The following is a 25,050-nucleotide window of genomic DNA, read 5'->3' as shown; positions in this document are numbered from 1 at the left end:
TCAATACGCAAAGGTTCTAATAATCAGTTTACTCTATGCCTTTATTCATAAACGTAAAAACTTCCCTAAACCATTCTTCACTGTCTTCACTATAACAGATTAAATGCTTGCCTTTTTCTGAACGAATCAAGCGTTTTTCTTCCGAGCCAATTTGATTATAAATAAAGTCTGCTGCAGAAACGGGCACAATGCCGTCTTTTTCTCCTTGCACAATACATACCGGAACTTTGATCTTATCGTAATAAGGTTCGACCATTTTTACGACTCGCAAAAATTCAACTGTCGAGCTGACGGGCGTATTGGTTAGCTTGTATTCATAAAGGTGGTAAAGCGCATTTTCTGTTATTTTTCCCGACACCGCGTCTTTTACCGCCTCTTGCACTTCTTTAAACATTTGCACCGGGCTAATGTATTTAGCAGCCGCGCTCAACAAAACTAAGCGATCAATTTTATAGCGCATCGCTAAATACATGGCAATTAAGCCACCCATTGAAAAGCCCACGATGATGATGCGGTCTGTCGACTTTTTTAACCTTTTTAAAGCTAACTCGGCTTCCATCATCCAACTTTCAGCAGTAATGTTTTTTAAGGCAAGCTTTTCACCATGTCCGGGCAGTGTCGGAATTTCCACAATCCAATCAGTTTGCTCGATTAAAAAATCGGCAAATGGCTCTACTTCAAATGGACCTCCAGTAAAACCATGAATACATAGTACGCCGGTTTTCAAATCGGTTCCTTCTTTCTGCTAGCAACTGCTTTAAAACTTCTATTCATTAACAAACGGAGCGATAACATTTTCCAATGCCATGCCACGAGAGCCCTTCACTAAAATAACCGAGTCTTTGTTTGTGTGCTTTTTCAACAAATCGATAATTGGACCATAATCCGCTTCACTCCACAACAACTTGCCACCGTATGTTGGTTGCAATTTATCGTAAAGCCACTTCATACGCGGCCCATATAAACAAACACCTACCAAATTGTCAGAAATGCATTTGCTTAACGCTTCGTGATAACTTTGCTCGTCGTCTCCGAGTTCAAGCATGTCGCCCAATACAACCCACTTTTTATCTTTCATCGTTGTTTCACGAATAAAATTCAGTGCTGCATTCATCGATGAAGGAGCTGCATTGTAAGCATCGTTGATGAAAATCGCGCCATTGTCTGATTGAATCATTTGCATACGCATATCGGTTAATGCCGCATCTTTTAAAGATCTACGAATTTGCTCTTCAGACAATCCTGCTTCAAGAGCTACCAATATAGCAGCCAATGTGTTTTTCACTTGGTGTTCACCTAATACCGGAATGGTAAATGCGGCATCTATAATGCCACTCACCATAAAGCTACTGCCACTTTCAGTAGCTTTAATGTCTGTTACTGTTAGTTCGTTATTGTCATCGAACCCGAAAGAAACACCTTGAGGAAAAGTTTCCATAAACGGTTGTAACAACGGTTCGTCTCCATCGTAAAAAAGTTTGCCGTGTTGTTGGAGACCTGCAGTAATTTCAAACTTCGCTTCAGCAATTGCTTCGCGCGAGCCTAAGTCTTGCAAATGTGCTTCTCCGATATTCGTAATAATCGCATAATCCGGACGTGCTAGCTCGGACAAAAATTCAATCTGCCCTCTACCACTCATGCCCATTTCTAAAACAGCAACTTTTGTATCTTCTTCTAAAGACAAAATCGTCAAAGGTAAACCCAATTGGTTATTAAAATTACCTGGTGTTTTTTGCACTTTGAAATAAGGTTTCAACACACTCGCCACTAAGTCTTTAGTTGATGTCTTGCCGTTAGATCCCGTGATCCCAATCACCATTGCTGATAGTTCATCGCGATAAGCACGAGCCATTTCTTGCAAAGCCACTTCGCAATCATCTACAAAAAGTAATGGCAAATCTTCTGGTGCTCCCGGTTCATCGCGCTGCCATAAAGAAGCAGACGCACCTAACTCGATCGCTGAACGGACATACTTGTGTCCATTTACATTTTCACCACGAAAAGGGATAAACAAATCACCTGGCTTGAGCGTTCTCGTATTAATTGAGACTCCCGTGATGTCAATGCCTTTTAAATTAGTTTTGATATCCAGCCATTTGGCTACTTGTTCAATCTGTTTTTTCATTTGGCTTCTCCACTCAATCTATTTTAACTTGCAGTAACTGCTTTTCTTCGTGTCGTTCGATTGCTAACGTAATAAGCCGTTCAATTAGTTCTGGGTACGGCAAGCCTGTATGCTCCCACAATAACGGGAACATGCTAAAAGGTGTAAATCCAGGCAATGTATTCACTTCATTGATCAAGATTTCGTTGGTTGCTGTGACAAAAAAGTCTGCTCGCACAAGTCCTGAACAATCCAAAATTTTAAATGCTTTTTTAGCGTCTGCTTGTAATTTCGCATAAACTGCTTCATCTAATTCTGCTGGAATAATCATTGCGGTATTACCATCTTTGTATTTCGCTTGATAATCATAAAATGCCTTTAGTGGCTTGATTTCTCCTGCTACTGAACATTCCGGCTCATCATTCCCGAGAACACCCACTTCGATTTCTCGTGCAACGACCCCTTGTTCAATAACAATTTTGCGATCAAATTTCAACGCTTCTTTTACAGCAGCAATCAGTTCTTCGCGATTATCTGCTTTGCTAATGCCTACGCTCGACCCTAAATTGGCAGGTTTAACAAAAACCGGCCATACAAGTTCTGCTTCTATTTTATTTAACCAGAAGCCCTGATTTTTATCCCAGTCTCTTCTTATAAAATACACATATGGCGTTTGTTCTAAACCTGCTTGCTGGAACAATTGTTTCATTACTACTTTGTCCATCCCTGCTGATGAAGCTAATACTCCATTTCCTACATACGGTATGTTCATCACTTCAAGCAAACCTTGAACTGTTCCGTCTTCTCCGTTCGGTCCGTGAAGTAGCGGAATGATCACATCTAACGCATCACTCGGTTGTGCAGGAAGAAAGCTAGAAATATCATTCGACTTTCCAGATCCTGCTGTTAGTTGAAGCTGTTCGATTGTTTTCGCAGATTCTTCGAGACGCTGCCCTTTTCTCCACTCGCCATCTTGCGTGATGTAAATTGGATAAACTTCATACACACTAAAATCAATTGCCTTTGTCACCGCTAAGGCTGTAGACAAAGAAACTTCATGCTCGGCTGATTTGCCTCCATATAATAAACCAATCTTTTTTTTCATTTAAGAAACCTCATTTCATTATCCTTATTGCTTAGTTTATCACGAACCTGCATTGACTAATAATTTTTTCATATCAGCCACCAAATATTTTCAATCCAGACACTCCAACAATAATGCAGGATAGGAAAAACAATTTGGCCAGCTGTCTACTTTCCTTAAAGAAAATCATGCCGACCAACACACTACCTGCTGCACCAATGCCCGTCCATACCGCATATCCTGTTCCTAGCGCAATGGTTGTTAACGCTAGCGATAATAAATAAAAACTAAGCGCTCCGGAAACAATCGTCAAAACTGCATAACGTTTCTTTTTGAAGCCTTCGGATAATTTCATCGTCGTAACAAATACTACTTCAAATATCCCCGCAACGATTAAAATCAACCACGCCATCATGAGCTCACTTCTTTACGAGAAGGTTCTTTTCCATCCAAGACTTTTAACCCAATAATGCCAACTAGCAATAAACTCAAAAAGAATATTTTTTCTAAACTGGCCGTTTCATTAAATAATAAGATTCCAAGAATCGCCGTACCTGCTGCACCAATCCCTGTAAATACTGCATAAGCTGTGCCGATCGGAATTGTCTTCATTGCGAAAGCAAACAACATAAAGCTAATAACGATAAAAATTAATGTTACAAGTGAAGGAACAAAATTCGTAAAGCCATCTGCAAGTTTCAGACCGATTGCCCATACAATTTCTGTCATCCCTGCAATCACTAGAAGAATCCATGCCATGCAATCTCCTTCTTCCTTACTAAATTTACCTCGTTCGTTAACCAAATTAAAAGCTAGTCCGAAAAAAATGATACCCGCTACCAGGTATCATTTCCACACTTTTTGTTTTCTATCGTAAATTATCTTTCGGGAAATCCCTTGTTTTGTGTACTCTTCAATATCAGACCAAAATTCATCTAAAAAAGAAATTTCTTCTACTAAACGAACATGTAATTCGATCGTGTTTTTTGTTTTTTCTGGGTCTGCTAATGAGATTAGAACCCCTTCACGGTAATTCTTTTTTAACGACTGAAGAATTTCAGCAGGCAGTTCCGGGATTAAGTCTTTCGATTTCCGTCTCCAAAAATTTTGCCCATTCCCCTCTCGGCGGATCAAATACGTAAAGTAATTCCCGACAAGCTCATTTAGACGATCTAATTTACGGAAATATATTTTTGTTGTTTCTTCCTCTTCGCTAGATAAATAAACAAACTCATTTTGTAGCGTAGAAAAAAACGGCGTCTTAACTGGTTCTTTCTTATGACCAATGTATAGTAATTCTGCTTGTTCCTGAGGCGTCAAGGAGTTTAATTGCTTTTCACTTTTAAAATCAACCCAACAAAATTCGCTTTTTTTATTGGCGCGAGCTTTTCTCAATTGCCCAAAATCTTCTTGGGTCGCAAACTCCATATGAGTATGCATATTAAAAGAAGCCTCTTCATATGGATGCTTTAATAACAACAAATTTTTAGGTAATTTCATCGCATCCAAAAAATGGGCAAAGGTCAGGCCACTAAATAAAGCAAATTGATCAGACTCGTTTAAATATATATATAAATGCTGTATGTATGCATCTGTGTGCAACGGTTTTCTTTCCATTTCCCCCACTCCATTCCACTTCTTATTATACGACCAAAAAGGAGAAATATGAAACATCCATACTCCAAAAGCGTCATTACTTTTGTCATGCGCATATTACAGATATATACGTTATAATATATTCCGACTCATAATAATAAAAAGTACAGGTGGAATCACATGCAAACTAATAAAAGCTTTACCGACCGAATTGATTGGTCGCTAGCTTTCATCTTATTTCTGTTTTTTATCGTCAGTTTGGTCGCTATTTCTTCTGCTCAAACTTCCGGTCAGTATTTAACGAATTTTGTTCCGAGACAAGCTCTATTTTACATCATTTCTGTTATGATGATTGCTGTTCTTATGTATTTTGATCCTGAACAATATAAAAAGATGGCTTATTATCTATATGGATTCGGTATTCTTTTACTCATTCTATTAATGATTGCACCCGATGGGGTCGGTCAAATAGCTGAACCCGTTAACGGTGCTAAAGCTTGGTTTCACACGCCATTTGTTAACATTCAGCCAGCCGAATTTATGAAAACCTTCTATATATTAGCATTGGCCAAAATGATTTCTTCTCACCATGAACATTATTTAATAAAGACACTGAAATCCGATTTTTACTTGCTCGGTAAAATTGGTGTGTGTATTGCCATTCCTCTTGGTTTTATCTTATTGCAACCCGACTTAGGAACTGCACTTGTTTTTATCGCAATTACTTTAGCAGTTGTGGTAGTTTCAGGGATCACGTGGAAAATTATTGTTCCAAGTTTCGGAGGGGTCGCTGTAATTGGAGCAACGTTATTATGGATGACGATTAACGCACAGGATTTTCTTTCTAGCGCTTTCGGATTAAAACCTTATATGTTCGAACGTATTTACACATGGTTGGACCCTTACTCCTATGCAGAATCTGGCGGATATAATTTAATTGCTGCTATGAACGCAATCGGTTCTGGAGAAGTTTTTGGTAAAGGGTACCAAGGACGTCAAGTTTACGTCCCTGAAAATCACACCGACTTTATCTTCACCGTTATATCGGAAGACTTTGGTTTTATCGGTGCTAGCGCTGTAATCATCTTGTTTTTCATGTTGATATACCATTTAACTAAAATCACATTGCAATTTAAAGATACATTCAGTACGTATGTATGCGCAGGTATTATTGCCATGGTTACATTCCACGTATTTCAAAATATCGGCATGACCATTCAACTGTTGCCAATTACCGGAATTCCGTTACCTTTTATTAGTTACGGTGGGAGCTCATTAATCGGCAATATGCTGGCACTCGGAATTGTTTTTAGTATGAAATTTCATCATAAGACCTATATGTTCGATAAAAACAAAAAATAAAAGACTCTGGCGGATTACGCCAGAGTCTTTTATTGTTGCGATTGTGTTTGAACCGGTTGTGGTAACGCTAGCGCTTTTATTAATTCGACACGAGATTTTGTGATTTTTGCTTGGATTCCAAGTTTCGATAAATTTGAAACAATTTTGCGAACATCTACGTTTTTCGCCATCCAGATCACCTCTTTATCTTATTCGTTACATATATAAACGTATTTCAACTTGCTATGTTCCATTTGTAAGACGCTGATTGTTGACTTTTCTATGTCTATGTATATAATACCATCATTTCAGAATTTTAAACTTATCATTTTGATGACAATTGTGAAGAAAAGGTTAATCAATTGATTTGCATACCCTATAGAGGTATATTATAGTCAGAATCATGAGGGGAGAATCTTCAGATGAGCGAATTAATCGAAGACACCTTAGTAACCGATACTAGTTGCCGTAAAAGCCACCACCCTCTCTCTGTAAAAAGAGATTTAACCAATCGACTCAGCCGTGTCGAAGGTCAAATCCGCGGTATAAAAGGTATGGTGGAAAAAGACGTTTACTGTGATGATATTATCACTCAACTAGCAGCAACCCAATCCGCTTTAAATAGCGTAACAAAGGTGTTGTTAGAAGGTCATTTAAAAGGTTGCGTCAAAGACCGCCTTGAAAATGGCGAAGAAGAAGTGTTAGACGAACTGCTAGTCACTATCCAAAAAATGATGCGTAAATAATGAGGAGGAATTTTTTATGAAAGAACAAATCAACTTACAAGTAAGCGGCATGTCTTGTCAACATTGTGTGAAGTCTGTAGAAGAAAGCGTTATGGCTTTACCAGGAATCGAAAAAGTAGAAGTATCTTTAGCAACTAATTCTGTCGACGTGGCATACGACGCTTCCGCAGTAGATGTTGGTCAAATTGCTGAAGCAATCGAAGATCAAGGATATGATGTTGCGACTTTAAGTGAATAACTGCGGAAACGCGGTTATTTTTTTCAACAATCCATACCCCCTATAGGTATATATCTTCATTAAAAAGGTGGGATTACGATGAGCACAAAACAAGCTGAAGTAGCAATTACAGGAATGACTTGTGCGGCGTGCGCAAATCGCGTAGAAAAAGGGCTTCAAAAATTGCCTGGCGTCTCAGAAGCAACCGTTAATTTTGCTACAGAAAAGGCCAATGTCGTCTTTGATAGCGATCAAGCATCAATGACAGAAGTACAAAACAAAATCGAACAATTAGGGTATGGGGTGCAGCAAGAAGAAGTTGATTTTTCCATCCAAGGCATGACTTGCGCCAATTGTTCTGCACGTATTGAAAAAGTATTAAACAAAATGGATGGTGTTCAACTAGCCAATGTGAATTTGGCGATGGAAACAGGACACGTTTCTTACAATCCCGGAACTGTTACTCCTGAAGATTTTGTGAAACGCATTCAATCGCTTGGCTATGACGCAATTTTAGAACAAGAAAGCGAAGAAGCAACGGATCACAAACAACAAGAAATCAAAAAGAAAACACGTTTGTTCTGGATTTCCGCAGCGTTATCCTTCCCGCTTCTTTGGACCATGTTCAGCCACTTTTCTTTTACATCTTGGATGTATGTGCCTGAGATTTTAATGAACCCTCTTGTTCAGTGGACATTAGCAACCCCAGTTCAATTTATTATTGGTGCTTCTTTTTATAAAGGTGCCTATTTTGCCTTAAAAAATAAATCAGCCAATATGGACGTGTTAGTAGCACTCGGGACATCAGCTGCCTATTTCTACAGTGTTTACTTAGTTCTTTCTAATTGGAATTCAGGACATAATATGGGCTTGTACTTCGAAACAAGTGCCGTGTTAATCACCTTAATCATCTTAGGGAAAGTATTTGAAGCTAGAGCAAAAGGCCGTTCTTCTGACGCCATTAAAAAGCTAATGAAATTACAGCCTCAACATGCACTTGTTGAACGCGGAGATGAATTTATTAGTTTGCCGATTTCAGAAGTCAAAACCGGTGACATTTTGCTTATTAAACCCGGTGCCTCTATCCCAGTTGACGCCGCAGTTCTTTCGGGTAATTCAGCAGTAGACGAATCGATGCTAACGGGCGAGAGTTTACCAGTAGATAAAAAGACAGGCGACGCTGTTTTTGCAGCGACCGTCAATTCTAATGGGTCGCTTCATGTGCGCGCAGACAAAATCGGTAAAGATACGGTATTATCGAACATCATCCGCGTCGTAGAACAAGCACAAGGCTCTAAAGCACCGATTCAACGACTTGCTGACCAAATTTCCAGTATTTTCGTTCCAGTTGTTGTCGGAATTGCGATAGTGACGTTTATCGTCTGGTACTTTTTAGTATCACCCGGAAACTTTCCGGCTGCACTTGAAAGTACCATTGCCGTTCTTGTAATCGCATGTCCTTGTGCATTAGGACTTGCAACCCCGACATCTATTATGGCAGGATCGGGTCGCGCTGCTGAACAAGGCGTATTATTTAAAACAGCTGAATCGCTTGAGAACACAAAACACATTGATACGATTGTTTTGGATAAAACAGGCACCATTACAAATGGTCGCCCTGTCGTTACAGACTTTATCCCGGCTGACGAAGTCGATTTAACTGAATTAAAAAACTTAGCGGCGAGCGCAGAAAATCAATCTGAACATCCCGTCGCACAAGCCATCTCTGATTATGGTGAAGCCAATTTAGCAGTTAGTCTTTTTGAAGCTGTTCCCGGTCATGGTATTCGTGCCACAGTGGATAATCGTCAAGTCGTGATGGGCAACCGTCGTTTAATGGCTGACCTCGCCATCGATGAAGCGCAAGCTACCGCTTTAGAACAAGATGGCAAAACGGTTATGTTCATTGCGGTTGACGGCCGTTACAGTGGACTTGTGGCTGTTGCTGATACCGTGAAAGAAACGGCGAAACAAGCCATTCAAGAAATGAAAGATATGGGATTGCATGTGGTCATGCTAACAGGAGATCAAGAACGTACAGCGATGGCCATTGCGAAACAAGTCGGTATCGACGAAGTCTTTGCTGGTGTCTTACCTGCAGAAAAGGCAGATGTTGTTGTTAAGCTTCAAGGACAAGGCAGACACGTCGCTATGGCGGGAGATGGCTTAAACGATGCGCCAGCTTTAGCGAGCGCCGATGTCGGCATGGCGATGGGTACTGGTACAGCTATCGCCATGGAAGCTGCTGATATTACGCTGATGCAAGGTGACTTAATGAGAGTCGTCGATGCAGTTCAAATGAGTCGATTAACCGTTCGAAATATCAAACAAAACTTGTTCTGGGCACTAGCTTATAACACAATCGGGATTCCGATTGCGGCAGTTGGGTTGTTAGCCCCTTGGCTTGCAGGAGCTGCCATGGCCTTTAGTTCCGTATCAGTTGTCATGAACGCCTTACGTTTACAACGTGTTAAATTAAATAAATAATTATTTTTTAAGAGGACCAGAAATGGTCCTCTTAGAGTGTAGACAAAGTCTTATTAAACTGAATAGTGATGCATAATTTCCAACTGGGCTGGCCACTTCGCTTTCCGTGGGCTCAGCTTCAGCCTCCTCGTCACTGACGTTCCTGCGGGGTCTTCAGCTTTCGCTGTCCCACAGGAGTCTTCGTGGACCAGCCCAGTTGAAGGCTTCTTGCTACAAATAAAGTGAGATCCTTTAATACGCTTCATATTAAAAGTAACTTATGGAAAGATTTTTCTCTACTCACTAAAGGATTCGGAGCAGCCAGTGGCGACTCCAGCGGAAAAACGAAGTGATGAGACCCCGCAGGAGCTTGCGACGAGGAGGCTCAGCGCGGAGTCCGCGGAAAGCGTCCACTGGGGGCGGAGAATCCCATCTGCATCTGCATATAAAAAAATGAGTAAATATTCTTTTGTATGCAAACTGAGAGGACCAGAAATGGTCCTCTTTTTTCTGGTCATTGTTCTCCTTAAGAAACAAAGGTAAAATGAGGACATAGTCTTTTCAGAAAGTAGGAATTCTTCATTATGAAAAAAACGATCTTACTGCTGATGTCCGTTCAGTTTTTTGTGTATTTAGGATTCGGCATTATTATACCGATTTTACCTGAAGTGATTGTGCAACAAGGATACTCAGAAATCCATGTTGGCGGATTAATCACCATTTATGCTTTGTCTTCATTTTTTACCGCGCCGCTCTGGGGAAGATTATCCGATAACACCGGTCGCAAGAAACTCATACTCGTCGGGTTAGCTGGCTTTAGTTTAAGTTTCTTCTTGTTTTCGTTGTTTCTCGATAATTTAATGCTACTGTATTTTTCACGCATTGTAGGTGGTCTATTTTCCGGCGCCCTTTACACAGCTGTTACGGGATATGTAGCGGATATCACTTCGAATGAAGATCGCAATAAATACATGGGCTTTCTTGGCATGTCAATTGGATTAGGGTTTATTTTTGGACCAGCCATTGGTGGCTTGCTAGGATCGATTTCCTTGTCGTTGCCATTTACAACTTCTGCAGTACTCGTTTTGTTATTGATGGGTTATGCGAGTCTTGTGTTAAAAGAACCTGTTCGTAAAGGCGAAGCCGTAAAACGCGCCCTTTTGCCAAAAGGCTCGAGTATGCTTTGGCAGTTCCGCATTCGTTATTTGTTTTTAATGTCATTTATGGTGACTATTTTACTAGCAGGATTGGAGTCGACTTTTCAGCTGTTTCAAATCAAACAAATTAGCATGACCCCACTACAACTTGGCTACTTGTTTATCGCGAGCGGGTTTGTCGATGCTGCCATTCAAGGCGGGGTTGTTCGTCGCATTAAAGATGGTGCCGAAACAAAGTGGATTATTGGCGCACAACTTGTTACCGCCCTTGGGTTGTTCCTCCTCCCTTTTACAAACAGTTTGATTTTTGCAGGAGTGGCACTTAGCATCTTTACTGCCGGAAACGCTTTGTCTCGTACAGCTTTAGTATCTTTAACATCTAAAGAATCAGGCGGCAAATATGGTACAGCCGCTGGGTTAACTTATTCTATGGATAATCTTGGACGCATTATTGGTCCTTTAGCTTTCACTTGGCTCCTTACTATTCAATCCGGTAGCATTTATTATTTATCTGCAGCACTGGCAATTGCGAGTATATTATTAATCGTATTGTTTAAAGCTTCTAACAAAACTTTAGCAACAACAAAAAAAGCCAGCGCTTCTGCGTAATAGGTAATAGCAGGAGTTCTAGCCCAGGCATCGCTTTTAGCGGTGCTTTTTTTAATACGTAATCGCAACTAAAATAACTAGCCAATACAAATGAAGCAATAATGTAACCGAGTACAAGATATTAACCATAACAAGCGTAACACGCCAGATGCGGGATTGAATCTTGATGAAAGGTGTGAAGAGAAAGCCGAAGAGACATAGGGATAAGAAAAGCTTTGTTGCTAAAAGGGCGAAAGGAGAAAGCGATGCCAAGAGCGGATTGCCTTCGTTTATCGCTCCAGTTGAAAGCCCTATGTATGTTAGCAAACCATCTAGGAAATTTAAGACAACTAAACTCCAAACATATTTTTTTAATGGTGCAGCAGCTTTTTCTGAGCTCATAATTTACACTCCCATTCGCTAAGTATAAGTCCTTAGTAATGGGTTACCCTTAAAATATAGAAGTTAGACACGAAAACAGGGTATTTATACATAAATTATTTTAATTTTCAATAAATAAAGAAAACATTTATAAAAAACTACTGAACATCCTCAACTTAGAGTTATTCAGTAGTTAATATAAGCATTATATTTTTTGAAGCGCAGGCATCGCCTCTTTCATAACAGATGAGCGCATTAAATAGTTTGTTAACACAAGTAAGCAAATACTGCTTGCCCCGACCACATATTCTGCAGGCATTAAATCATAAAGTAGACCAAACAGAAGCTACCCAAGTGGCATCATGGCCATTGCCATCGATTCCAAAATTCCAAAGACGCGACCTCGACATTCTTCTGCTACGTCTTTTTGCATCATGATCCCAATTGGCGTATTAACAAAGGCATTGCTAATACCAAATATCAACATAAGCAAAAAGAAGAAGCTATTCAATACTCCAAAGAGCACCACGTGTTTTATCGAATTGACGCCCTTTATCGCCTGGCCAGTTTTCAAGCCATGTTGGAAGAGGATACAACAAGAAAAGATTATTACATTTCCAAACTTCACTTGTTTGCGAATTTTACCGAGGACGACAAAGTGAGTGCATTCGCTGATGCGATTGAAGTGCATTATTTAAATTCTTTTGCTCACGATTACCAAGCGGCTCTTGCATTGATTGAGGAGAACTTAGAAAAATATCCAGATGACAAAGTCTTTATGTTTACTTTGGAAAAAGGAAAAGCTTTATATGGTCTCGGACAATTTGAAGAAGCGTTGGTGTGGCTGAAAAAGCACGAGCTTTGGGAATTTCTCCACCACCCTTACGATTTGTCGTTGCATTATGAAAAAGATGCCTATATGGCACTCATTTACTTAGAGCTTGGTGACAAAGAACTCGCAATAAAACACGCTTCGATTGCGAAAGACTTGATCAAACCTATGTCCGACTTTCCTTATAAGACATTTATATTAGCGGTGTACAAAAAAGTAATGGCATAATAAAAGCCCGTCACATTGAGTGACAGGCTCAGCTTGTAGACAAAAGAATTATTATGTTAGTTAACGAATGAGTATTCATCTCATCCTCTATACTGGATCCTTCGCTCCATGCGGACGCTTTCCGCGGACGAAGCGCTGAGCCTCCTCGTCGCAAGCTCCTGCGGGGTCTCATCACTCCGTTTTTCCGCAGGAAAGTCAGTGACCGAAGGGACTTCGGGCAGTGGCTTTGCGACGAAGCTAGCGCAGCGATGCAGGAGCATATCTTTGCCCTTCGCCGCATTGCGCTTCGGATCCTTGTGTGATTACTCATTAATCCTCTTGAAAATAAATTCGCTGGTTACTCTCTCTAATTGGGGCAATATGCTAACAACCGTTCTGGCCACGAAGACTCCTATGGGACAGCGAAAGCTGAAGACCCCGCAGGAACGCAAGTGACGAGGAGGCTGAAGCTGAGCCCATGGAAAGCGCAGTGGCCAGAACGGTTGTGGTTATACACAACTATACATTTTCAATAGACTTTGTCTACAGTCTGAGCCCGTGACATTGAGTGACGGGCTTTTGCATTAGCAACAAGTCGCTCCGGTCGCTTTGGGGATGGCTCCCGCGGATACACCTTCGATAGTGTGAAGTACTCTTTTTCAAAAAGGGAAATAAATTTGTTTTATACTCTTAACTCTTCACATTGAGTGACGGGCTTTTTCTTTTACATGATAGCGCTGGTAAACTTCATAGAATTCTAAGAAGTGCTCCCAGTCTTTTTCAAACTCTGGTTGAATGCAGGAAACTTGAAACAATTCCCGTGTTTTTAAATAACCACTTGCTGAATGCAATTCAAAACCTGAAAGATGAGCATCTTCAACAAGGAAACGAATATCTTCTACTGTTTGGAAAGTTCGAGCGGTTGGGTAACCAGTGGCTAAGGTTGACCAATCTTGTGTATCTTCTTGCAACATATGGAATCGCTGATTTAATAGTTCATAGCGAGCTGGATATGCCTTTAATGCACGATGTAAGCTTTCCAGTAGACTCGCAGAAAATGTAAACGGAATGTCTGTTGCATAAAGGCCGAGGTCTAAATAGCTAGGCACGGTTTTGTCTGGCTCTATTTTATGATTTGCAAAGACGATGGCGACACCACTCAAAGTTCCGATGGCCTTGCCACTTGTCGCTGTAGCGAGCCAAACCTCTTCGAGCGAAAATGGCACAGCCCCAAAACTACTAATGCAATCCAGGCAAAGCTTAATATTTCGCTCCTTACAAATATCCGTTAGTTCATAAAAGTTATTTAGTTGCCCCGTAGATGTTTCGCCATGAACCATAAGAACCCAATGAAAGTCTTCTGTTTCTAGGCACTCTACTACTTTTTCAAAATCGAAAGCTTTCCCCCAGGCTTCTTCCACCACTTCATAATCCAAGTTCACACGCTCTGCTTGTCGGACTAAACGTCTACCAAATTCACCATTCACTAAAATTAATCCTTTTAAATTTAGCCGCTTTATTTGTGCGAGCATGGCTTCGTTCGCTAAAGTTCCACTTCCTGCTAATAGATGAGGCGTCATGTCTGTCATATCCTCAAGTAAGCGATCTACTTCTTGCCGCACTTCGCGAAAAGCCGCTGATCGATGTGAAATAGGTGCTTCTTTGAAAGGATCGGCGAGTTGTTCAGTCAAAGCAACCGGTCCTGGGACAAACAGCTTGCGTTTTGCTTGTAACCTCGCAGCAACAGAGTCCATGTATTGGCGACGCGTCGTAACCATCGGAACAAAAACAGCTTCTCCTGTGCCCATTGGTTCTGCAAATGCACGAAACCCGAGCTGCCCATATAGCTTCATTTGACGGGTCGTGCCAGAAATAACCGCCGAATCAAACCCTTGCTCTAAACAAAAATCCGATAGTGCACGTGCTAGAAGAAAAAATACACGTCCGTTGCGATGCGCTTTACGAATCGCCAACAAACGAATTTCACACACTTTACCGGCATCCGGCAACAACGCTTCGATTTTCCCTATCTTTAAATCCAAGGAAAATGGACGTTCAGAACGCAACGCAATCATTCCAACCACTTCCATTCCTGATAATACAATTAAATACGTATTTTGTTCATGAAATGGATCGATGCGCATCCCACTGTCATCTGCTTGGTGTTGAGGGATTTCTTCTACAAACGTGTCATAATTTAAACGGGCAATTGCTTCAAACTCAGCTGGTGTCCGGGCGATTTTGCACCAATACATACTTGCTCGCCTCCTCTCAACTTCTAAATGCATCTTCTACCTGATAAAGACTCAAATCGATATCAACAAGTTCCCCGAGTGCAAGTTTGGCTAATTGGCCACCCAAATACGGGCCAGCAGTCAAACCTGAAGCACCAAGTCCGTTAGCCGCAAAAAAGGTCGGATAGCCTGGAACTTGACCGATAAATGGCAAAGCACTGGTTGTAGCAGGACGAAAACCAGTTGCAGCTCCTGAAACTGCTGTTTCTCCGAGACCCGGTGCCGCTTCCAAAGTTTTATCCAAAATGTGGTGTATTCCAGCCGCAGTCAGCTTATCATCAAAACCTACTCCATTTTCATGCGTGGCACCGGCAACAATTTTGCCATCTGCAAACGGAACAATGTATTGACCGTATGGAACCATCGCAACTGGCCAGTCTTCTGTCTTCCGGGATTCCGCATGCAAGTGAAGAATTTGAGCTTTTTGAGGCACAATATCCAAGTCTAATCCTAATGGTTTGAACAACTCCGCTGCCCATGCGCCTCCTGTTGAAATAACGACGTCTGCGATAAGTTCTTTTCCGTCTATCGTAACTCCTGCTACTTGCTCTTCTTCAACCAATAACTTGGCATCCCCAATGATGCGCTCTGCTCCAAGTTTCATCGCACCTGAAATTAACGCATCGCGGATAGCTCTCCCATCAACTCGAGCCGCTCCACTTACCCAAAGCGCCCCATACTCTTCAGTTGCATAAGGAAAAATTTCTCTTGTCTCTTCTGAAGACAGTCTTTTAATATCTCCCATTTCGGGTGCTTCTACTCTTCGCTCATAGGCTTTCTGTTCCATTTTATCTAATTTACTAGCTTCATGAATGCTGACAATCCCTACTTGTTTGTAGCCCGTATCCTCTTCACCCAAAGCTTCAAGCTCGCCAATCAACTCTGGATAATATTTCGCTCCATTTTTTGCCAAGTTATACCAAGCTTTGTTTCGGCGTTGAGAGATCCACGGACAGACGATCCCAGCTGCAGCTCCTGTTGCTTGCCCTTTATCGCTACGGTCTATTAAAACGACTGCAGCTCCAGCTTTCGCTGCATGATATGCAGCAGAAGCCCCTAAAATTCCTGAACCAATAATTATTAATGATTTCATATTAACACCCAGTTTCCAAAAGTCTTGTGTTTACATTCTAATCCAGCTCGCCAATAGACACAAATTCACTTTTGCATAAAGTGGAAAATTGTGGATTATTTTTCATATAAATGGGGTAAAGCTATATTACTGTTTTTTCTCCAACTAAAACTTCACAGCAGTAAAAAAGCACCAATTTCGAAATATCCGCTTAAAAATTCTGAAATGCGGGTAAATATTCGTGATGACCTCTTTTAAAAAGTAAAAAGGAGCTGAGCTTTGATGAACAAGAAAGCATTATTTATTTCGGATCATGGCGATCCTTTAGCTAAGCTCGGTGGTAAACAATCGGGCGGCCAAAACAATTATGTTAAACAATTAGCACTCGCATTAGAAAATAAAGGGTGGCAAGTTGATGTCGTTACTCATTGGTGCGATGCTTCAGCACCTCAAATAGAAACATTCGGAGCGATGTGCCGCGTAATAAGATTAGAAGCTGGACATAAAGGGTTTGTTTCAAAAAACGAAATGTATTCTATGCTCCCAGCATTTTATAAAGAGCTGAAAACTACCTTAAATTTAGCATCTTACGATATTGTCCATACCCACTATTGGTTATCGGGATTGATCGGAAAAAAATTAAAAAAAGAATTCGGCTTACCTTATGTTCACACAACACATTCACTTGCCTGGGCAAAAGAACGGGCAACAGGCATTCACGACCAGCGTCGGACGAACGCGGAAAAAGCAATTTTAAAGAATACAGACTTAGTAGTAGCTACTACTCAAAATGAAAAACAATTGATTAAATCTCACATAAATTCACCTTCACCTATTCAAGTTGTACCAATTGGAGTTGATGAAGCATTTAAAGTGCGAGGTAACCGCACACACTTACGGAAGAAACTCGGTTATAGCAGCCCACTCTTTGTTTTTGCCGGCAGATTAGAAGTAACAAAAGGAATCTTCACTTTATTAAAAGCTTTTCAATTGTTAGTTGAAAAAAATAAATCCATAGAACTTCCTCACTTGGTAATTGCAGGCGGAGATACGGAAGATTTCGATTTGAAAACTGGATTGCCGAAAGATAAAAAACTTCGTAAAGCCATTAAAGGCATTGAAAATCAAGTAACGTTTTTAGGTCCTCAAACGCAGGAAGAATTGGCGCTATTATTCAATTCCGCTACCGCTACAATCGTGCCAAGTTTTTATGAATCTTTCGGAATGGTTGCAGCAGAAGCCCAAGCTTGCGGAAGTCCCGTTATCGCTTCGAATGTAGGAGGGTTAAAAAATGTCGTTCAAGATGGCATTTCTGGATTGTTAGTTGAGACGAAAAACCATATCGACCTAGCCATCGCAATGGACATTTTATCTGCCAATGCATTACTGACAGAGCGATTAAGTCGTCAAGCTGATAAGATCGCTCGCAAAGATTTCAATTGGGATTCTATTTCTTCTCGCATCAATTCATTATATGAGGTGATTATTCATGGACGCAGCAACGCATTTGTTAGCAACCGACCTGGACGGGACGCTCGTCGGGGATAAGTATAGTTTGCAGGCACTGTTCAATTTTTATGATAACCAAACATACGAAGTGTCACTGATTTATATTACAGGAAGGCATTATCAATCTGCTTTGTCACTTATTACCGAAGAAAATTTACCGGTTCCTGACGTCCTTATTACAGACGTAGGAACCGCTATTTATATTGGCGATTCATTGGAACAAGACTTAGCATGGTCGCAGCACTTGGAACAATCGTGGCTGCCTCAAAAAATAGATACTGTCGCTCGTCAAATTCCAGGATTGGTTTCTCAAGAGCTTCCGATTACAAATCGCTGTTCGTATTATGCGACTGATGAAACTGTTGTAGAAGCTTTCCGTACAGCACTTGATCAAGCGGAGATTTCGTATAAATTGATTTATAGCGGTGGACGTGATGTCGATATACTCCCAGCTGGTAGCGGGAAAGGACAAGCGCTTCAATATATATTAAATAAATACCAGCTGGATGAAGCTAAACTTCTGGTAGCTGGTGATTCTGGAAATGATACAGAAATGTTAACGTTGGGCTTTCCATCCGTTATTGTTGGAAATGCACAACCTGAACTGCTAGAACAACAAAAGCACCCTTCCATATACCGAGCTACAAATAGCTATGCCGGTGGAATCCATGAAGCGTGGCGCTACTTTTATACAAAATAACCCTTCCCCTTTAAGCAATAAAGTTTGTTTAAAGGGGCTTTTCTTGTATAAAGTACTAGCTTACGGGGTATTTGTTTGTTTTTTCACCTAGATGGTTTATATTTAGTAGGAAGCCATTTTGTAATCAGATGCTTTATCATACATAAATTTATGTACTATCAATACACTTAACAGGAGGAAATTGAGATGAGCAAAGTTTCGAATCTACAAAAAGAGTCCTTAATCATGCTAAAAGAAACTAGCCGGACCTTTTTCATCCCAATCAGCTTTTTAGACTCTACTTTAAAGAAAACTGTCGGCTCGGCTTATCTTTGTATGCGAGCGATTGATGAAATTGAAGACCATCCAGAACTGGAAGACCAAGCTAAGATTAAACTGTTGAGTACGATTCAACAAATGCTGGAAACGGATTTTAATGAGCATGCTTACTTGGAACTCGTTACTCCTTATAAAGAGTTTCTACCACCTGTTACTATGCGTTTAGCGGACTGGCTCCATGTTTGTCCTGAAGAAATTAGAGGGAAAGTAATGGAATCCACGGCAATTATGGCCGGCGGAATGTCCAAGTGGGTAGAAAAGAATTGGGTTATTCAAACACAAGATGATTTAGATGAATATACGTATTACGTAGCTGGTCTTGTTGGCACCATGCTGTCAGACATTTGGCATTGGCATGACGGAACGGTCACAGACCCCGACCATGCGATTGCTTTTGGCCGTGGATTGCAAGCAGTCAATATGCTACGCAATTACGATGAAGATTTTGAGCGCGGCGTCACTTTTGTACCTGAAGGTTGGACACGTGAAGACATGTTCAACTACGCGAAAAATAATTTGGCAAAAGCGGATCTTTATGTACAACCTATTAAAAACAAGCGAATTTTAATGTTTTGTAAAGTTCCTTTAGCATTGGCTCATAGTACGCTCAAAGCATTAAAATCAGGCAAAGAAAAGATGAGTCGTGTAGAAGTTGAAGGCATTGTGGAGCAATTAAAACAAGAAGAACGATTAAGCTAACTGTCTCCAGCCTTATCTTTTGAAAGGCTGGTTTTTTTGAATCGTTTGATTATGATTCGTGAACAGCTAGTTTCCACTGGTTCGAAACAAACCAAAAGCCAGTTTTTTTATACATGAATTTCAAGTTAGGAGAATTCTAATGACCGTAACTATTCTCAGTGTCTTTACTGCATTGATTTTCATCTTAAACGTTCTTCTTGCTGCCGCTCTCGTATTCCTTGAAAGACGCGATGCTTCAAGCACGTGGGCTTGGCTATTGGTGTTATTCTTTATCCCTATTTTCGGTTTCTTCATTTACTTATTTCTAGGTAGAAGATTGCGTAAAAAAACGCTTTTCAAATGGGAAGGGACAAAACGAGTTGGGATTGAGAGTTTGATTGCTCATCAAATGAACGAATTGCATGATGAAAACTTCGAATTTATGAATCCCAATACGAAAGACTACGCCGATTTGGTGTATCTTCATTTGCGGAATAATGGTGCTTTACTCACTGAAGATAATAGTATTCAAATATTCAATGATGGGCGAAAGAAATTCGATGCTCTACTTGCGGATATTGAAAATGCAACCAACCATATTCATGTACAATATTATATTTTCCGCTTGGATGAACTCGGCACTCGCATTGTGGATGCTTTAACTGCTAAAGCTAAAGAAGGTGTCAGAGTCCGTTTACTTTATGATGATATGGGTTCGCGTAGTTTGAGAAAGCGACATTTTAAAGAGTTAATAGCGGCAGGCGGAGAAGTCGAAACGTTCTTCCCTTCTATTTTACCGATTATCAACCCCCGGCTAAATTATCGGAATCACCGTAAAATCGTTGTAATTGATGGAGATGTTGGCTATATCGGCGGCTTTAATGTCGGCGATGAATATATTGGGTTAAGTCGAAAGTTTGGGTATTGGCGAGATACTCACTTACGCATTGAAGGGGGAGCTCTCCACCCTTTGCAGACTCGCTTTATCCGTGACTGGAATCAGGCGTCCACCCGCCACGATATCGAACATGATGAATTTTTCTTCCCAGCCAAACAAGCTAAAGGAAACACTTCCATGCAAATCGTTTCTAGCGGCCCTGATGAAGATTGGGAACAAATCAAAGACGGATATGTAAAACTCATCAACTCAGCAAAAGATTATATTTATATTCAGACACCTTATTTTATTCCGGATGCCACTTTTTATGATGCCATCCGCATCGCTGCTTTGTCGGGTATTGATGTTCGAATTATGATCCCAAATAAACCAGATCACCCGTTTGTTTATTGGGCAACTTATTCTTATATTGGTCAAATGTTAAGAGCGGGAGCACGTGTATTTACTTACGAAAACGGCTTTTTGCATACAAAGATGATTGTTACAGACAATAAAGCATCTACTGTTGGTACCGCTAATATCGATGTAAGAAGTTTCAAATTAAACTTTGAAGTAAATGCATTTATTTACGACGAGAAGGTATCTACTGACCTTGCAGAACTTTTCCATCAAGACATGAAACTTTCAACTGAATTAACATATGAAATGTATTTGAATCGTACAAGTATGATTAAAACAAAAGAGTCTATTGCTCGCTTATTGGCACCGATTTTATAGTTTTCTCTAAAAAAAAAAGCGTCTTCGTAAAATTCACGAAGACGCTTTTTTAATTTACCTCTAAATACTCTTCTAGGGTAATCCCTTTTTCATAAATTTCGGTCGCAACATCATTTCCGACATAACGGAAATGCCAAGATTCGTACATATACCCTGTAACTTTTTCTTTCCCCTCAAGATATCGAAGGATAAATCCATATTTATGAGCATTCGCCGCTAACCACTTACCACCTTCAGTATCACCAAATGAAGCAGCCGCCCAATGCTGCTCTTTTCCAGCTTCGCCAATATCAAACGTCAGTCCTGTTTGATGCTCAGAATAACCAGGTCGCGCGCTATAGCGATCAGCCGCTTTTTGACCGTCTTTCGCTACATACTGTTCGTATAATTGCTTTTGCCGCGTGAAATTGCGATACGTACTAAATGCATGCAAGTTAATCCCTGCTTCAGCAGCTGCTGCTTTCATGGTTTCAAAAGCTGCTCGCGCTTCCGGTACTTCTCCAGGAGCATAATTTTCGGGTAGCGGATGTTGTTTGTTCACTAACAATATACCGTTAATAATCGTTGGCTCTTTTGGCAATGCATTGTTTTCCGAATAGACAGTAGCATCCGTCACTGTTTCTTCTTTAGGCTCTTCTATTACTGGTTTTTCTTCTACAGGTTCTTCTTCTACTGGTTCTTCTATTTCGGGAACCTCTACAATTTGCTCTTGTGTCGCTGGTGTAGCCGGCTCCTCAATTGTTACGACATCCATTAATGCATTCATGCTTTGTTGAGCATCCCAATTATGGATATATAACCACATTGCCGCTAACGCCGCCATAATTGCTGATACACCAATCATCGTCCATTTTATATAAAACTTTTTATTCTTTTGTTTTAATTGATCTAAAAACTTCATAATAAGCCTTCCTTCTATCGATATCTTTCTTATTCTACCATTTATTTCGACGAAATTCTTTGTTAACCTATAGCATTTTCCTGTAATAGTTACGACAACTATCTAAGTATTTGTAGAAAATCATTTAACTTAGAAAACATATATTTAAAATGGATTTTTAATCCTATAAACTGCACAAAAATAAAATTTCGTTACCTCAACTATATACCCCCATAAATGCATTTTTTCTACGAATAACTATGTATAAACACCTAAGGAGCTGTCGATAGTGAACCAAATATCAGAAAATGATATTCAAACATTAATGAATCAATTGGATACCTTACTTGAAGAGCGCATGAAAGAAAAATATGAATATACACAAAAAGCACGATCTCTATAAAAGAGATCGTGCTTTCAGACTGTAGACAAAGTCTATTGAAAATGTATAGTTGTGTATAACCACAACCGTTCTGGCCACTGCGCTTTCCATGGGCTCAGCTTCAGCCTCCTCGTCACTGAAAACCCATGCTCCTGCATCGCTGCGCTAGCTTCGTCGCAAAAGCTTGTCCTCGCAGGCTTCGGCCAATGCTATTCCTGCGGGGTCTTCAGCTTTCGCTGTCCCATAGGAGTCTTCGTGGCCAGAACGGTTGTTAGCATATAGCTCTAATTAGAGAGAGTAACCAGTGATTCCACTTTTCAAGAGAATTAATGAGTAATCATACAAGGATCCGAAGCGCAATGCGGCGAAGGGCAAAGATATGCTCCTGCATCGCTGCGCTAGCTTCGTCGCAAAGCCATTGCCCGAAGTCCCTTTGGTCACTGACTTTCCTGCGGAAAAACGGAGTGATGAGACCCCGCAGGAGCTTGCGACGAGGAGGCTCAGCACTTCGTCCGCGGAAAGCGTCCGCATGGAGCGAAGGATCCAGTATATAGGATAAGATGAATATTTATTCGTTAACAAACATAACAATTCTTTTGTCTGCGACCTGAAAGCACGATCTCTATAAAAGAGATCGTGCTTTTGTTCTTTTTAAAATAAAATAGTTGCTAATACAACGAAAAACAATACGCCAAAAGTGACGGACATCCCAAGCATCCATTTAGCTTCTCTATGCATTCCTTGCGCTTTCATCTGACGATAACGAAAGCTATTTGTCATAGCGAAAAGCACAGTCATAAACAGTACAGCCACTTCTAAATAGCCAAATATTAAAAAAGTAAGTGACGTCACGCTCAAAAGAGCGATTATTACACCTTGCACTAATTTCATATTCATATAAGCATCCCCCATAAAAGAAAGCCGGCAATCATTGCCGGCTTCCTGTTATTCTTTTTTCTCTTCTACTGACTCAAGTGCTTTTTCTGGATGATTCGAATAGAATTTACGACCGATAAAGGTTTGGATGATCAACAAAATCCCTCCGACTGTCCAGTAAACTGGTAAAGCCGCCATTGATGTAAATGAAATGAACATAATCATAATCGGTGAAATGTAAATAAACAACTTCATCTGCTTTTGCTGCTGTTCTGGCATCGTCCATAACGATACTTTTGCCTGGAAGAAATAAACCGCACCTGCAATCAAAGTCATAATGATATCCGGTGAACCTAAGCTAAACCACAAGAATTCGTGTGCTTGAACATCCGGTGAATGCAGAATGGCAAAATACAGACCCATAATAATCGGCATTTGGATAACAACAGGCAAGCATCCCATGTTCAATGGGTTTACTTCATGTTTTTTGTAAAGACCCATCATCTCTTGTTGCAATTTCATTTGTTCTTCTTTGTCTTTTGTTTCTTTCAAACGCTTTTGGATGTCTTCCATTTCAGGACGCATCGCATCCATTTTGACTTTCATCCCTTGTTGACGTTTATATGTACGTAGCATAAACGGCATTAATACTAAACGAATAATAATGGTAATAACTACAATAGCCAAACCATAACTACCGCCAAACAAGTCACCCAAATAATTCAATGACACGTCAAACGGCTTAACAAAAACAGTATAAAACATACCCTCTTTGTTTTCTACTGCCGAACAGCCACTCAACAAAACAACAGCGAATGCCATCATCATTAATAATGTAATTTTCTTTTTCAATTTAGTCACCTTCACCTTTTTTAGCTACTATGAAGTATAACGATAAGCCGAACAAAATTCAATCCATGGAAAGAACACGATTAAAGTTTTTCATTTTTGTGACAGAATTACGGCACTTCAAAACGAGACTGTATTAAAAAAAGCCGAAAAAAAAAGGAGAATTTCTTCTCCTTACTTAGCGTTCGGTAATGTATAACGGAAATACGGAATATGCTGACTATCACGGAATTGCTTTGGTGTAACTTCCGTATATTTTTTAAAGATTCGCGTAAAGTAACTTTGGTTACAGAAATGAAATTGCTTGGAAATTTCTGAAATCCCTTTGTCTGAGTGACGAAGGTAGTATTGGGATTCTTCTACGCGGCGAACATTTAAGTATTCAACAAGTGTAATACCAGCGTGTTCTCTAAAGATACGTGATAAATGACTTGTCGAGATATTGAAATGTTTAGCAATTTCTTCGACCGACAAATCACGCTCTACTTCATCATTGATGTAAATAACAACTTTATTGACCGTTTGGTGACCAAAAGAAGGTTGCTTGCGTTCGGAAATAATCGATACGAAAAACTCTATCAACTCGTCTGCAACAAACATGAATTCCGAATCATTCATATGCTTATCCACTAACTCTACACAGGCTGCATTAAAAGCAAACGCTTTTTTAGGCGGCACACGCATTTCGTAAAGTTTTCTCGCCATAACAGAAGACAAGATGATGTAATAGTTACGGATTGATCGGATAATGTTTTTTTCTGAACGAAGTGAAAGCATATCGATTAACTCTCTCAATGTTTCTTTCGCACGCTCTTTTTCCAAGTGATGAATTTCATACATTAATTGTGTCTCAACTTCAAAAAATTTATCCAACCCATCAATTTGGTTTAAATTTTCTGTTTCATTCATGAAAATTTTTGAAATAGTTTCTTGAATAGTTGGTGCAGTGATAATATTCATGGTTTCCCCGTCTTTCTTTGTACAAGTTTTTCCGACATTATCTCAACTATATACTGAAATAAGTCAAAATAATAGAGTAAAACTGCTATTTTTGTATTTTTTTTGTGTCATTTGCTCTATGCAATCATTTTTTACCATATGTCTTCAGTAATGTTTTAATACAAAATTTATACTATATAAAACGTTTTTAATGGAAAA

General features: G+C 40.1%; 25 protein-coding genes. 10 read left to right on the top strand and 15 right to left on the bottom strand.

Going from position 1 to position 25,050, the window contains the following annotated elements:
- Window positions 1-28: 28 nt before the first annotated feature.
- The 6 genes from BCM40_RS02650 to BCM40_RS02625 all read right to left on the bottom strand — a co-directional run bounded on the left by BCM40_RS02650 (window position 29) and on the right by BCM40_RS02625 (window position 4,805).
- Window positions 29-727: an alpha/beta hydrolase gene (locus BCM40_RS02650; protein WP_065527267.1), complete on the bottom strand. Its 699-nt coding sequence runs from the start codon at window positions 725-727 to the stop codon at window positions 29-31.
- 39 nt (window positions 728-766) lie between these two features.
- Entirely contained in the window at window positions 767-2,125 is a 1,359-nt protein-coding gene (locus tag BCM40_RS02645) for a UDP-N-acetylmuramoyl-tripeptide--D-alanyl-D-alanine ligase (protein WP_065527268.1), read from the bottom strand.
- 13 nt (window positions 2,126-2,138) lie between these two features.
- On the bottom strand, window positions 2,139-3,209 hold the full coding sequence (locus BCM40_RS02640; RefSeq protein WP_065527269.1) for a D-alanine--D-alanine ligase: 1,071 nt from the start codon (window positions 3,207-3,209) through the stop codon (window positions 2,139-2,141).
- 73 nt (window positions 3,210-3,282) lie between these two features.
- Entirely contained in the window at window positions 3,283-3,600 is a 318-nt protein-coding gene (locus BCM40_RS02635; RefSeq protein WP_065527760.1) for a DMT family transporter, read from the bottom strand.
- Window positions 3,600-3,947, bottom strand: a complete 348-nt coding sequence (sugE, locus tag BCM40_RS02630) for a quaternary ammonium compound efflux SMR transporter SugE (protein WP_065527270.1) — start codon at window positions 3,945-3,947, stop codon at window positions 3,600-3,602. Before sugE ends, BCM40_RS02635 begins: the two co-directional genes overlap by 1 nt.
- Before the next feature lie 87 nt (window positions 3,948-4,034).
- Window positions 4,035-4,805, bottom strand: coding sequence for a hypothetical protein (locus tag BCM40_RS02625; protein ID WP_065527271.1), 771 nt, complete (start codon window positions 4,803-4,805; stop codon window positions 4,035-4,037).
- 159 nt (window positions 4,806-4,964) lie between these two features.
- Between BCM40_RS02625 and BCM40_RS02620 the strand changes: the two genes are divergently transcribed.
- Complete coding sequence (locus tag BCM40_RS02620; RefSeq protein ID WP_065527272.1) at window positions 4,965-6,146, top strand: FtsW/RodA/SpoVE family cell cycle protein; 1,182 nt, start codon at window positions 4,965-4,967, stop codon at window positions 6,144-6,146.
- Between the two features lie 29 nt (window positions 6,147-6,175).
- On the opposite strand, the gene BCM40_RS16430 is transcribed toward BCM40_RS02620, so the two are convergent.
- A complete protein-coding gene (locus BCM40_RS16430) occupies window positions 6,176-6,316 on the bottom strand; it encodes an Lmo0850 family protein (protein ID WP_169818707.1) in 141 nt (46 codons plus the stop codon).
- Window positions 6,317-6,547: 231 nt separating this feature from the next.
- Here BCM40_RS16430 and BCM40_RS02615 point away from each other — a divergent pair, with 231 nt between their 5' ends.
- The 4 genes from BCM40_RS02615 (at window position 6,548) to BCM40_RS02595 (ending at window position 11,320) form a co-directional block, all read left to right on the top strand.
- On the top strand, window positions 6,548-6,871 hold the full coding sequence (locus BCM40_RS02615; RefSeq protein WP_065527273.1) for a metal-sensitive transcriptional regulator: 324 nt from the start codon (window positions 6,548-6,550) through the stop codon (window positions 6,869-6,871).
- Window positions 6,872-6,887: 16 nt separating this feature from the next.
- Complete coding sequence (copZ, locus tag BCM40_RS02610; RefSeq protein WP_065527274.1) at window positions 6,888-7,109, top strand: copper chaperone CopZ; 222 nt, start codon at window positions 6,888-6,890, stop codon at window positions 7,107-7,109.
- 78 nt (window positions 7,110-7,187) lie between these two features.
- On the top strand, window positions 7,188-9,575 hold the full coding sequence (locus BCM40_RS02605; protein ID WP_065527275.1) for a heavy metal translocating P-type ATPase: 2,388 nt from the start codon (window positions 7,188-7,190) through the stop codon (window positions 9,573-9,575).
- Window positions 9,576-10,138: 563 nt separating this feature from the next.
- The gene (locus tag BCM40_RS02595; protein WP_065527277.1) at window positions 10,139-11,320 is read left to right on the top strand and encodes an MFS transporter; all 1,182 of its coding nucleotides are present in this window, start codon (window positions 10,139-10,141) and stop codon (window positions 11,318-11,320) included.
- A gap of 51 nt (window positions 11,321-11,371) precedes the next feature.
- On the opposite strand, the gene BCM40_RS02590 is transcribed toward BCM40_RS02595, so the two are convergent.
- Both BCM40_RS02590 and BCM40_RS16555 read right to left on the bottom strand, forming a co-directional pair.
- Complete coding sequence (locus BCM40_RS02590) at window positions 11,372-11,701, bottom strand: DUF5658 family protein (RefSeq protein ID WP_065527278.1); 330 nt, start codon at window positions 11,699-11,701, stop codon at window positions 11,372-11,374.
- Window positions 11,702-12,026: 325 nt separating this feature from the next.
- Entirely contained in the window at window positions 12,027-12,191 is a 165-nt protein-coding gene (locus tag BCM40_RS16555) for a hypothetical protein (RefSeq protein ID WP_238323745.1), read from the bottom strand.
- Between the two features lie 18 nt (window positions 12,192-12,209).
- Between BCM40_RS16555 and BCM40_RS02585 the strand changes: the two genes are divergently transcribed.
- Window positions 12,210-12,740, top strand: coding sequence for a tetratricopeptide repeat protein (locus tag BCM40_RS02585; RefSeq protein WP_238323744.1), 531 nt, complete (start codon window positions 12,210-12,212; stop codon window positions 12,738-12,740).
- 677 nt (window positions 12,741-13,417) lie between these two features.
- Here the strand turns inward: BCM40_RS02585 and BCM40_RS02580 are convergent.
- Together BCM40_RS02580 and BCM40_RS02575 are read right to left on the bottom strand one after the other, a co-directional pair.
- On the bottom strand, window positions 13,418-14,974 hold the full coding sequence (locus BCM40_RS02580) for a GNAT family N-acetyltransferase (protein ID WP_065527279.1): 1,557 nt from the start codon (window positions 14,972-14,974) through the stop codon (window positions 13,418-13,420).
- A 16-nt stretch (window positions 14,975-14,990) separates the two neighbouring features.
- The gene (locus BCM40_RS02575) at window positions 14,991-16,106 is read right to left on the bottom strand and encodes an NAD(P)/FAD-dependent oxidoreductase (RefSeq protein WP_065527280.1); all 1,116 of its coding nucleotides are present in this window, start codon (window positions 16,104-16,106) and stop codon (window positions 14,991-14,993) included.
- Window positions 16,107-16,367: 261 nt separating this feature from the next.
- Between BCM40_RS02575 and BCM40_RS02570 the strand changes: the two genes are divergently transcribed.
- From BCM40_RS02570 to cls, 4 genes are all read left to right on the top strand, one after another.
- Window positions 16,368-17,633: a glycosyltransferase gene (locus BCM40_RS02570; RefSeq protein ID WP_065527281.1), complete on the top strand. Its 1,266-nt coding sequence runs from the start codon at window positions 16,368-16,370 to the stop codon at window positions 17,631-17,633.
- A complete protein-coding gene (locus BCM40_RS02565; protein ID WP_065527282.1) occupies window positions 17,575-18,294 on the top strand; it encodes an HAD-IIB family hydrolase in 720 nt (239 codons plus the stop codon). Before BCM40_RS02570 ends, BCM40_RS02565 begins: the two co-directional genes overlap by 59 nt.
- A gap of 186 nt (window positions 18,295-18,480) precedes the next feature.
- Window positions 18,481-19,311, top strand: a complete 831-nt coding sequence (locus BCM40_RS02560) for a squalene/phytoene synthase family protein (RefSeq protein WP_065527283.1) — start codon at window positions 18,481-18,483, stop codon at window positions 19,309-19,311.
- A 139-nt stretch (window positions 19,312-19,450) separates the two neighbouring features.
- The gene (gene cls, locus BCM40_RS02555; protein ID WP_065527284.1) at window positions 19,451-20,905 is read left to right on the top strand and encodes a cardiolipin synthase; all 1,455 of its coding nucleotides are present in this window, start codon (window positions 19,451-19,453) and stop codon (window positions 20,903-20,905) included.
- 49 nt (window positions 20,906-20,954) lie between these two features.
- Here cls and BCM40_RS02550 read toward each other — a convergent pair whose 3' ends face one another.
- The 4 genes from BCM40_RS02550 to BCM40_RS02535 form a co-directional block, all read right to left on the bottom strand.
- Window positions 20,955-21,806, bottom strand: coding sequence for a M15 family metallopeptidase (locus BCM40_RS02550; RefSeq protein ID WP_065527285.1), 852 nt, complete (start codon window positions 21,804-21,806; stop codon window positions 20,955-20,957).
- A gap of 1,012 nt (window positions 21,807-22,818) precedes the next feature.
- Window positions 22,819-23,064: a hypothetical protein gene (locus BCM40_RS02545; protein WP_065527286.1), complete on the bottom strand. Its 246-nt coding sequence runs from the start codon at window positions 23,062-23,064 to the stop codon at window positions 22,819-22,821.
- A gap of 48 nt (window positions 23,065-23,112) precedes the next feature.
- Window positions 23,113-23,895 carry a membrane protein insertase YidC gene (gene yidC, locus BCM40_RS02540; protein ID WP_065527287.1) on the bottom strand — a complete coding sequence of 261 codons (783 nt, stop codon included), beginning with the start codon at window positions 23,893-23,895 and terminating at the stop codon, window positions 23,113-23,115.
- Between the two features lie 171 nt (window positions 23,896-24,066).
- Window positions 24,067-24,852: an AraC family transcriptional regulator gene (locus tag BCM40_RS02535; protein WP_008432372.1), complete on the bottom strand. Its 786-nt coding sequence runs from the start codon at window positions 24,850-24,852 to the stop codon at window positions 24,067-24,069.
- Window positions 24,853-25,050: the final 198 nt, after the last annotated feature.

It is taken from the genome of Planococcus donghaensis (assembly GCF_001687665.2).
GTDB classification, from domain to species: domain Bacteria; phylum Bacillota; class Bacilli; order Bacillales_A; family Planococcaceae; genus Planococcus; species Planococcus donghaensis.
This window is presented reverse-complemented; position numbering and strand designations above follow the sequence as displayed.

What these genes read in the sequence shown, in the direction of transcription:
- BCM40_RS02645 (WP_065527268.1), bottom strand. Translation starts at nt 2,125, where the DNA reads ATGAAAAAACAGATTGAACAAGTAGCCAAATGGCTGGATATCAAAACT.
- BCM40_RS02580 (WP_065527279.1), bottom strand. Translation starts at nt 14,974, where the DNA reads ATGTATTGGTGCAAAATCGCCCGGACACCAGCTGAGTTTGAAGCAATT.
- BCM40_RS16430 (WP_169818707.1), bottom strand. Translation starts at nt 6,316, where the DNA reads ATGGCGAAAAACGTAGATGTTCGCAAAATTGTTTCAAATTTATCGAAA.
- BCM40_RS02560 (WP_065527283.1), top strand. Translation starts at nt 18,481, where the DNA reads ATGAGCAAAGTTTCGAATCTACAAAAAGAGTCCTTAATCATGCTAAAA.
- BCM40_RS02605 (WP_065527275.1), top strand. Translation starts at nt 7,188, where the DNA reads ATGAGCACAAAACAAGCTGAAGTAGCAATTACAGGAATGACTTGTGCG.
- BCM40_RS02615 (WP_065527273.1), top strand. Translation starts at nt 6,548, where the DNA reads ATGAGCGAATTAATCGAAGACACCTTAGTAACCGATACTAGTTGCCGT.
- BCM40_RS02550 (WP_065527285.1), bottom strand. Translation starts at nt 21,806, where the DNA reads ATGAAGTTTTTAGATCAATTAAAACAAAAGAATAAAAAGTTTTATATA.
- BCM40_RS02625 (WP_065527271.1), bottom strand. Translation starts at nt 4,805, where the DNA reads ATGGAAAGAAAACCGTTGCACACAGATGCATACATACAGCATTTATAT.
- BCM40_RS02565 (WP_065527282.1), top strand. Translation starts at nt 17,575, where the DNA reads ATGGACGCAGCAACGCATTTGTTAGCAACCGACCTGGACGGGACGCTC.
- BCM40_RS02545 (WP_065527286.1), bottom strand. Translation starts at nt 23,064, where the DNA reads ATGAATATGAAATTAGTGCAAGGTGTAATAATCGCTCTTTTGAGCGTG.
- sugE (WP_065527270.1), bottom strand. Translation starts at nt 3,947, where the DNA reads ATGGCATGGATTCTTCTAGTGATTGCAGGGATGACAGAAATTGTATGG.
- BCM40_RS02575 (WP_065527280.1), bottom strand. Translation starts at nt 16,106, where the DNA reads ATGAAATCATTAATAATTATTGGTTCAGGAATTTTAGGGGCTTCTGCT.
- copZ (WP_065527274.1), top strand. Translation starts at nt 6,888, where the DNA reads ATGAAAGAACAAATCAACTTACAAGTAAGCGGCATGTCTTGTCAACAT.
- BCM40_RS02620 (WP_065527272.1), top strand. Translation starts at nt 4,965, where the DNA reads ATGCAAACTAATAAAAGCTTTACCGACCGAATTGATTGGTCGCTAGCT.
- BCM40_RS02535 (WP_008432372.1), bottom strand. Translation starts at nt 24,852, where the DNA reads ATGAATATTATCACTGCACCAACTATTCAAGAAACTATTTCAAAAATT.
- BCM40_RS02590 (WP_065527278.1), bottom strand. Translation starts at nt 11,701, where the DNA reads ATGAGCTCAGAAAAAGCTGCTGCACCATTAAAAAAATATGTTTGGAGT.
- cls (WP_065527284.1), top strand. Translation starts at nt 19,451, where the DNA reads ATGACCGTAACTATTCTCAGTGTCTTTACTGCATTGATTTTCATCTTA.
- BCM40_RS02570 (WP_065527281.1), top strand. Translation starts at nt 16,368, where the DNA reads ATGAACAAGAAAGCATTATTTATTTCGGATCATGGCGATCCTTTAGCT.
- BCM40_RS02595 (WP_065527277.1), top strand. Translation starts at nt 10,139, where the DNA reads ATGAAAAAAACGATCTTACTGCTGATGTCCGTTCAGTTTTTTGTGTAT.
- BCM40_RS02640 (WP_065527269.1), bottom strand. Translation starts at nt 3,209, where the DNA reads ATGAAAAAAAAGATTGGTTTATTATATGGAGGCAAATCAGCCGAGCAT.
- BCM40_RS02635 (WP_065527760.1), bottom strand. Translation starts at nt 3,600, where the DNA reads ATGGCGTGGTTGATTTTAATCGTTGCGGGGATATTTGAAGTAGTATTT.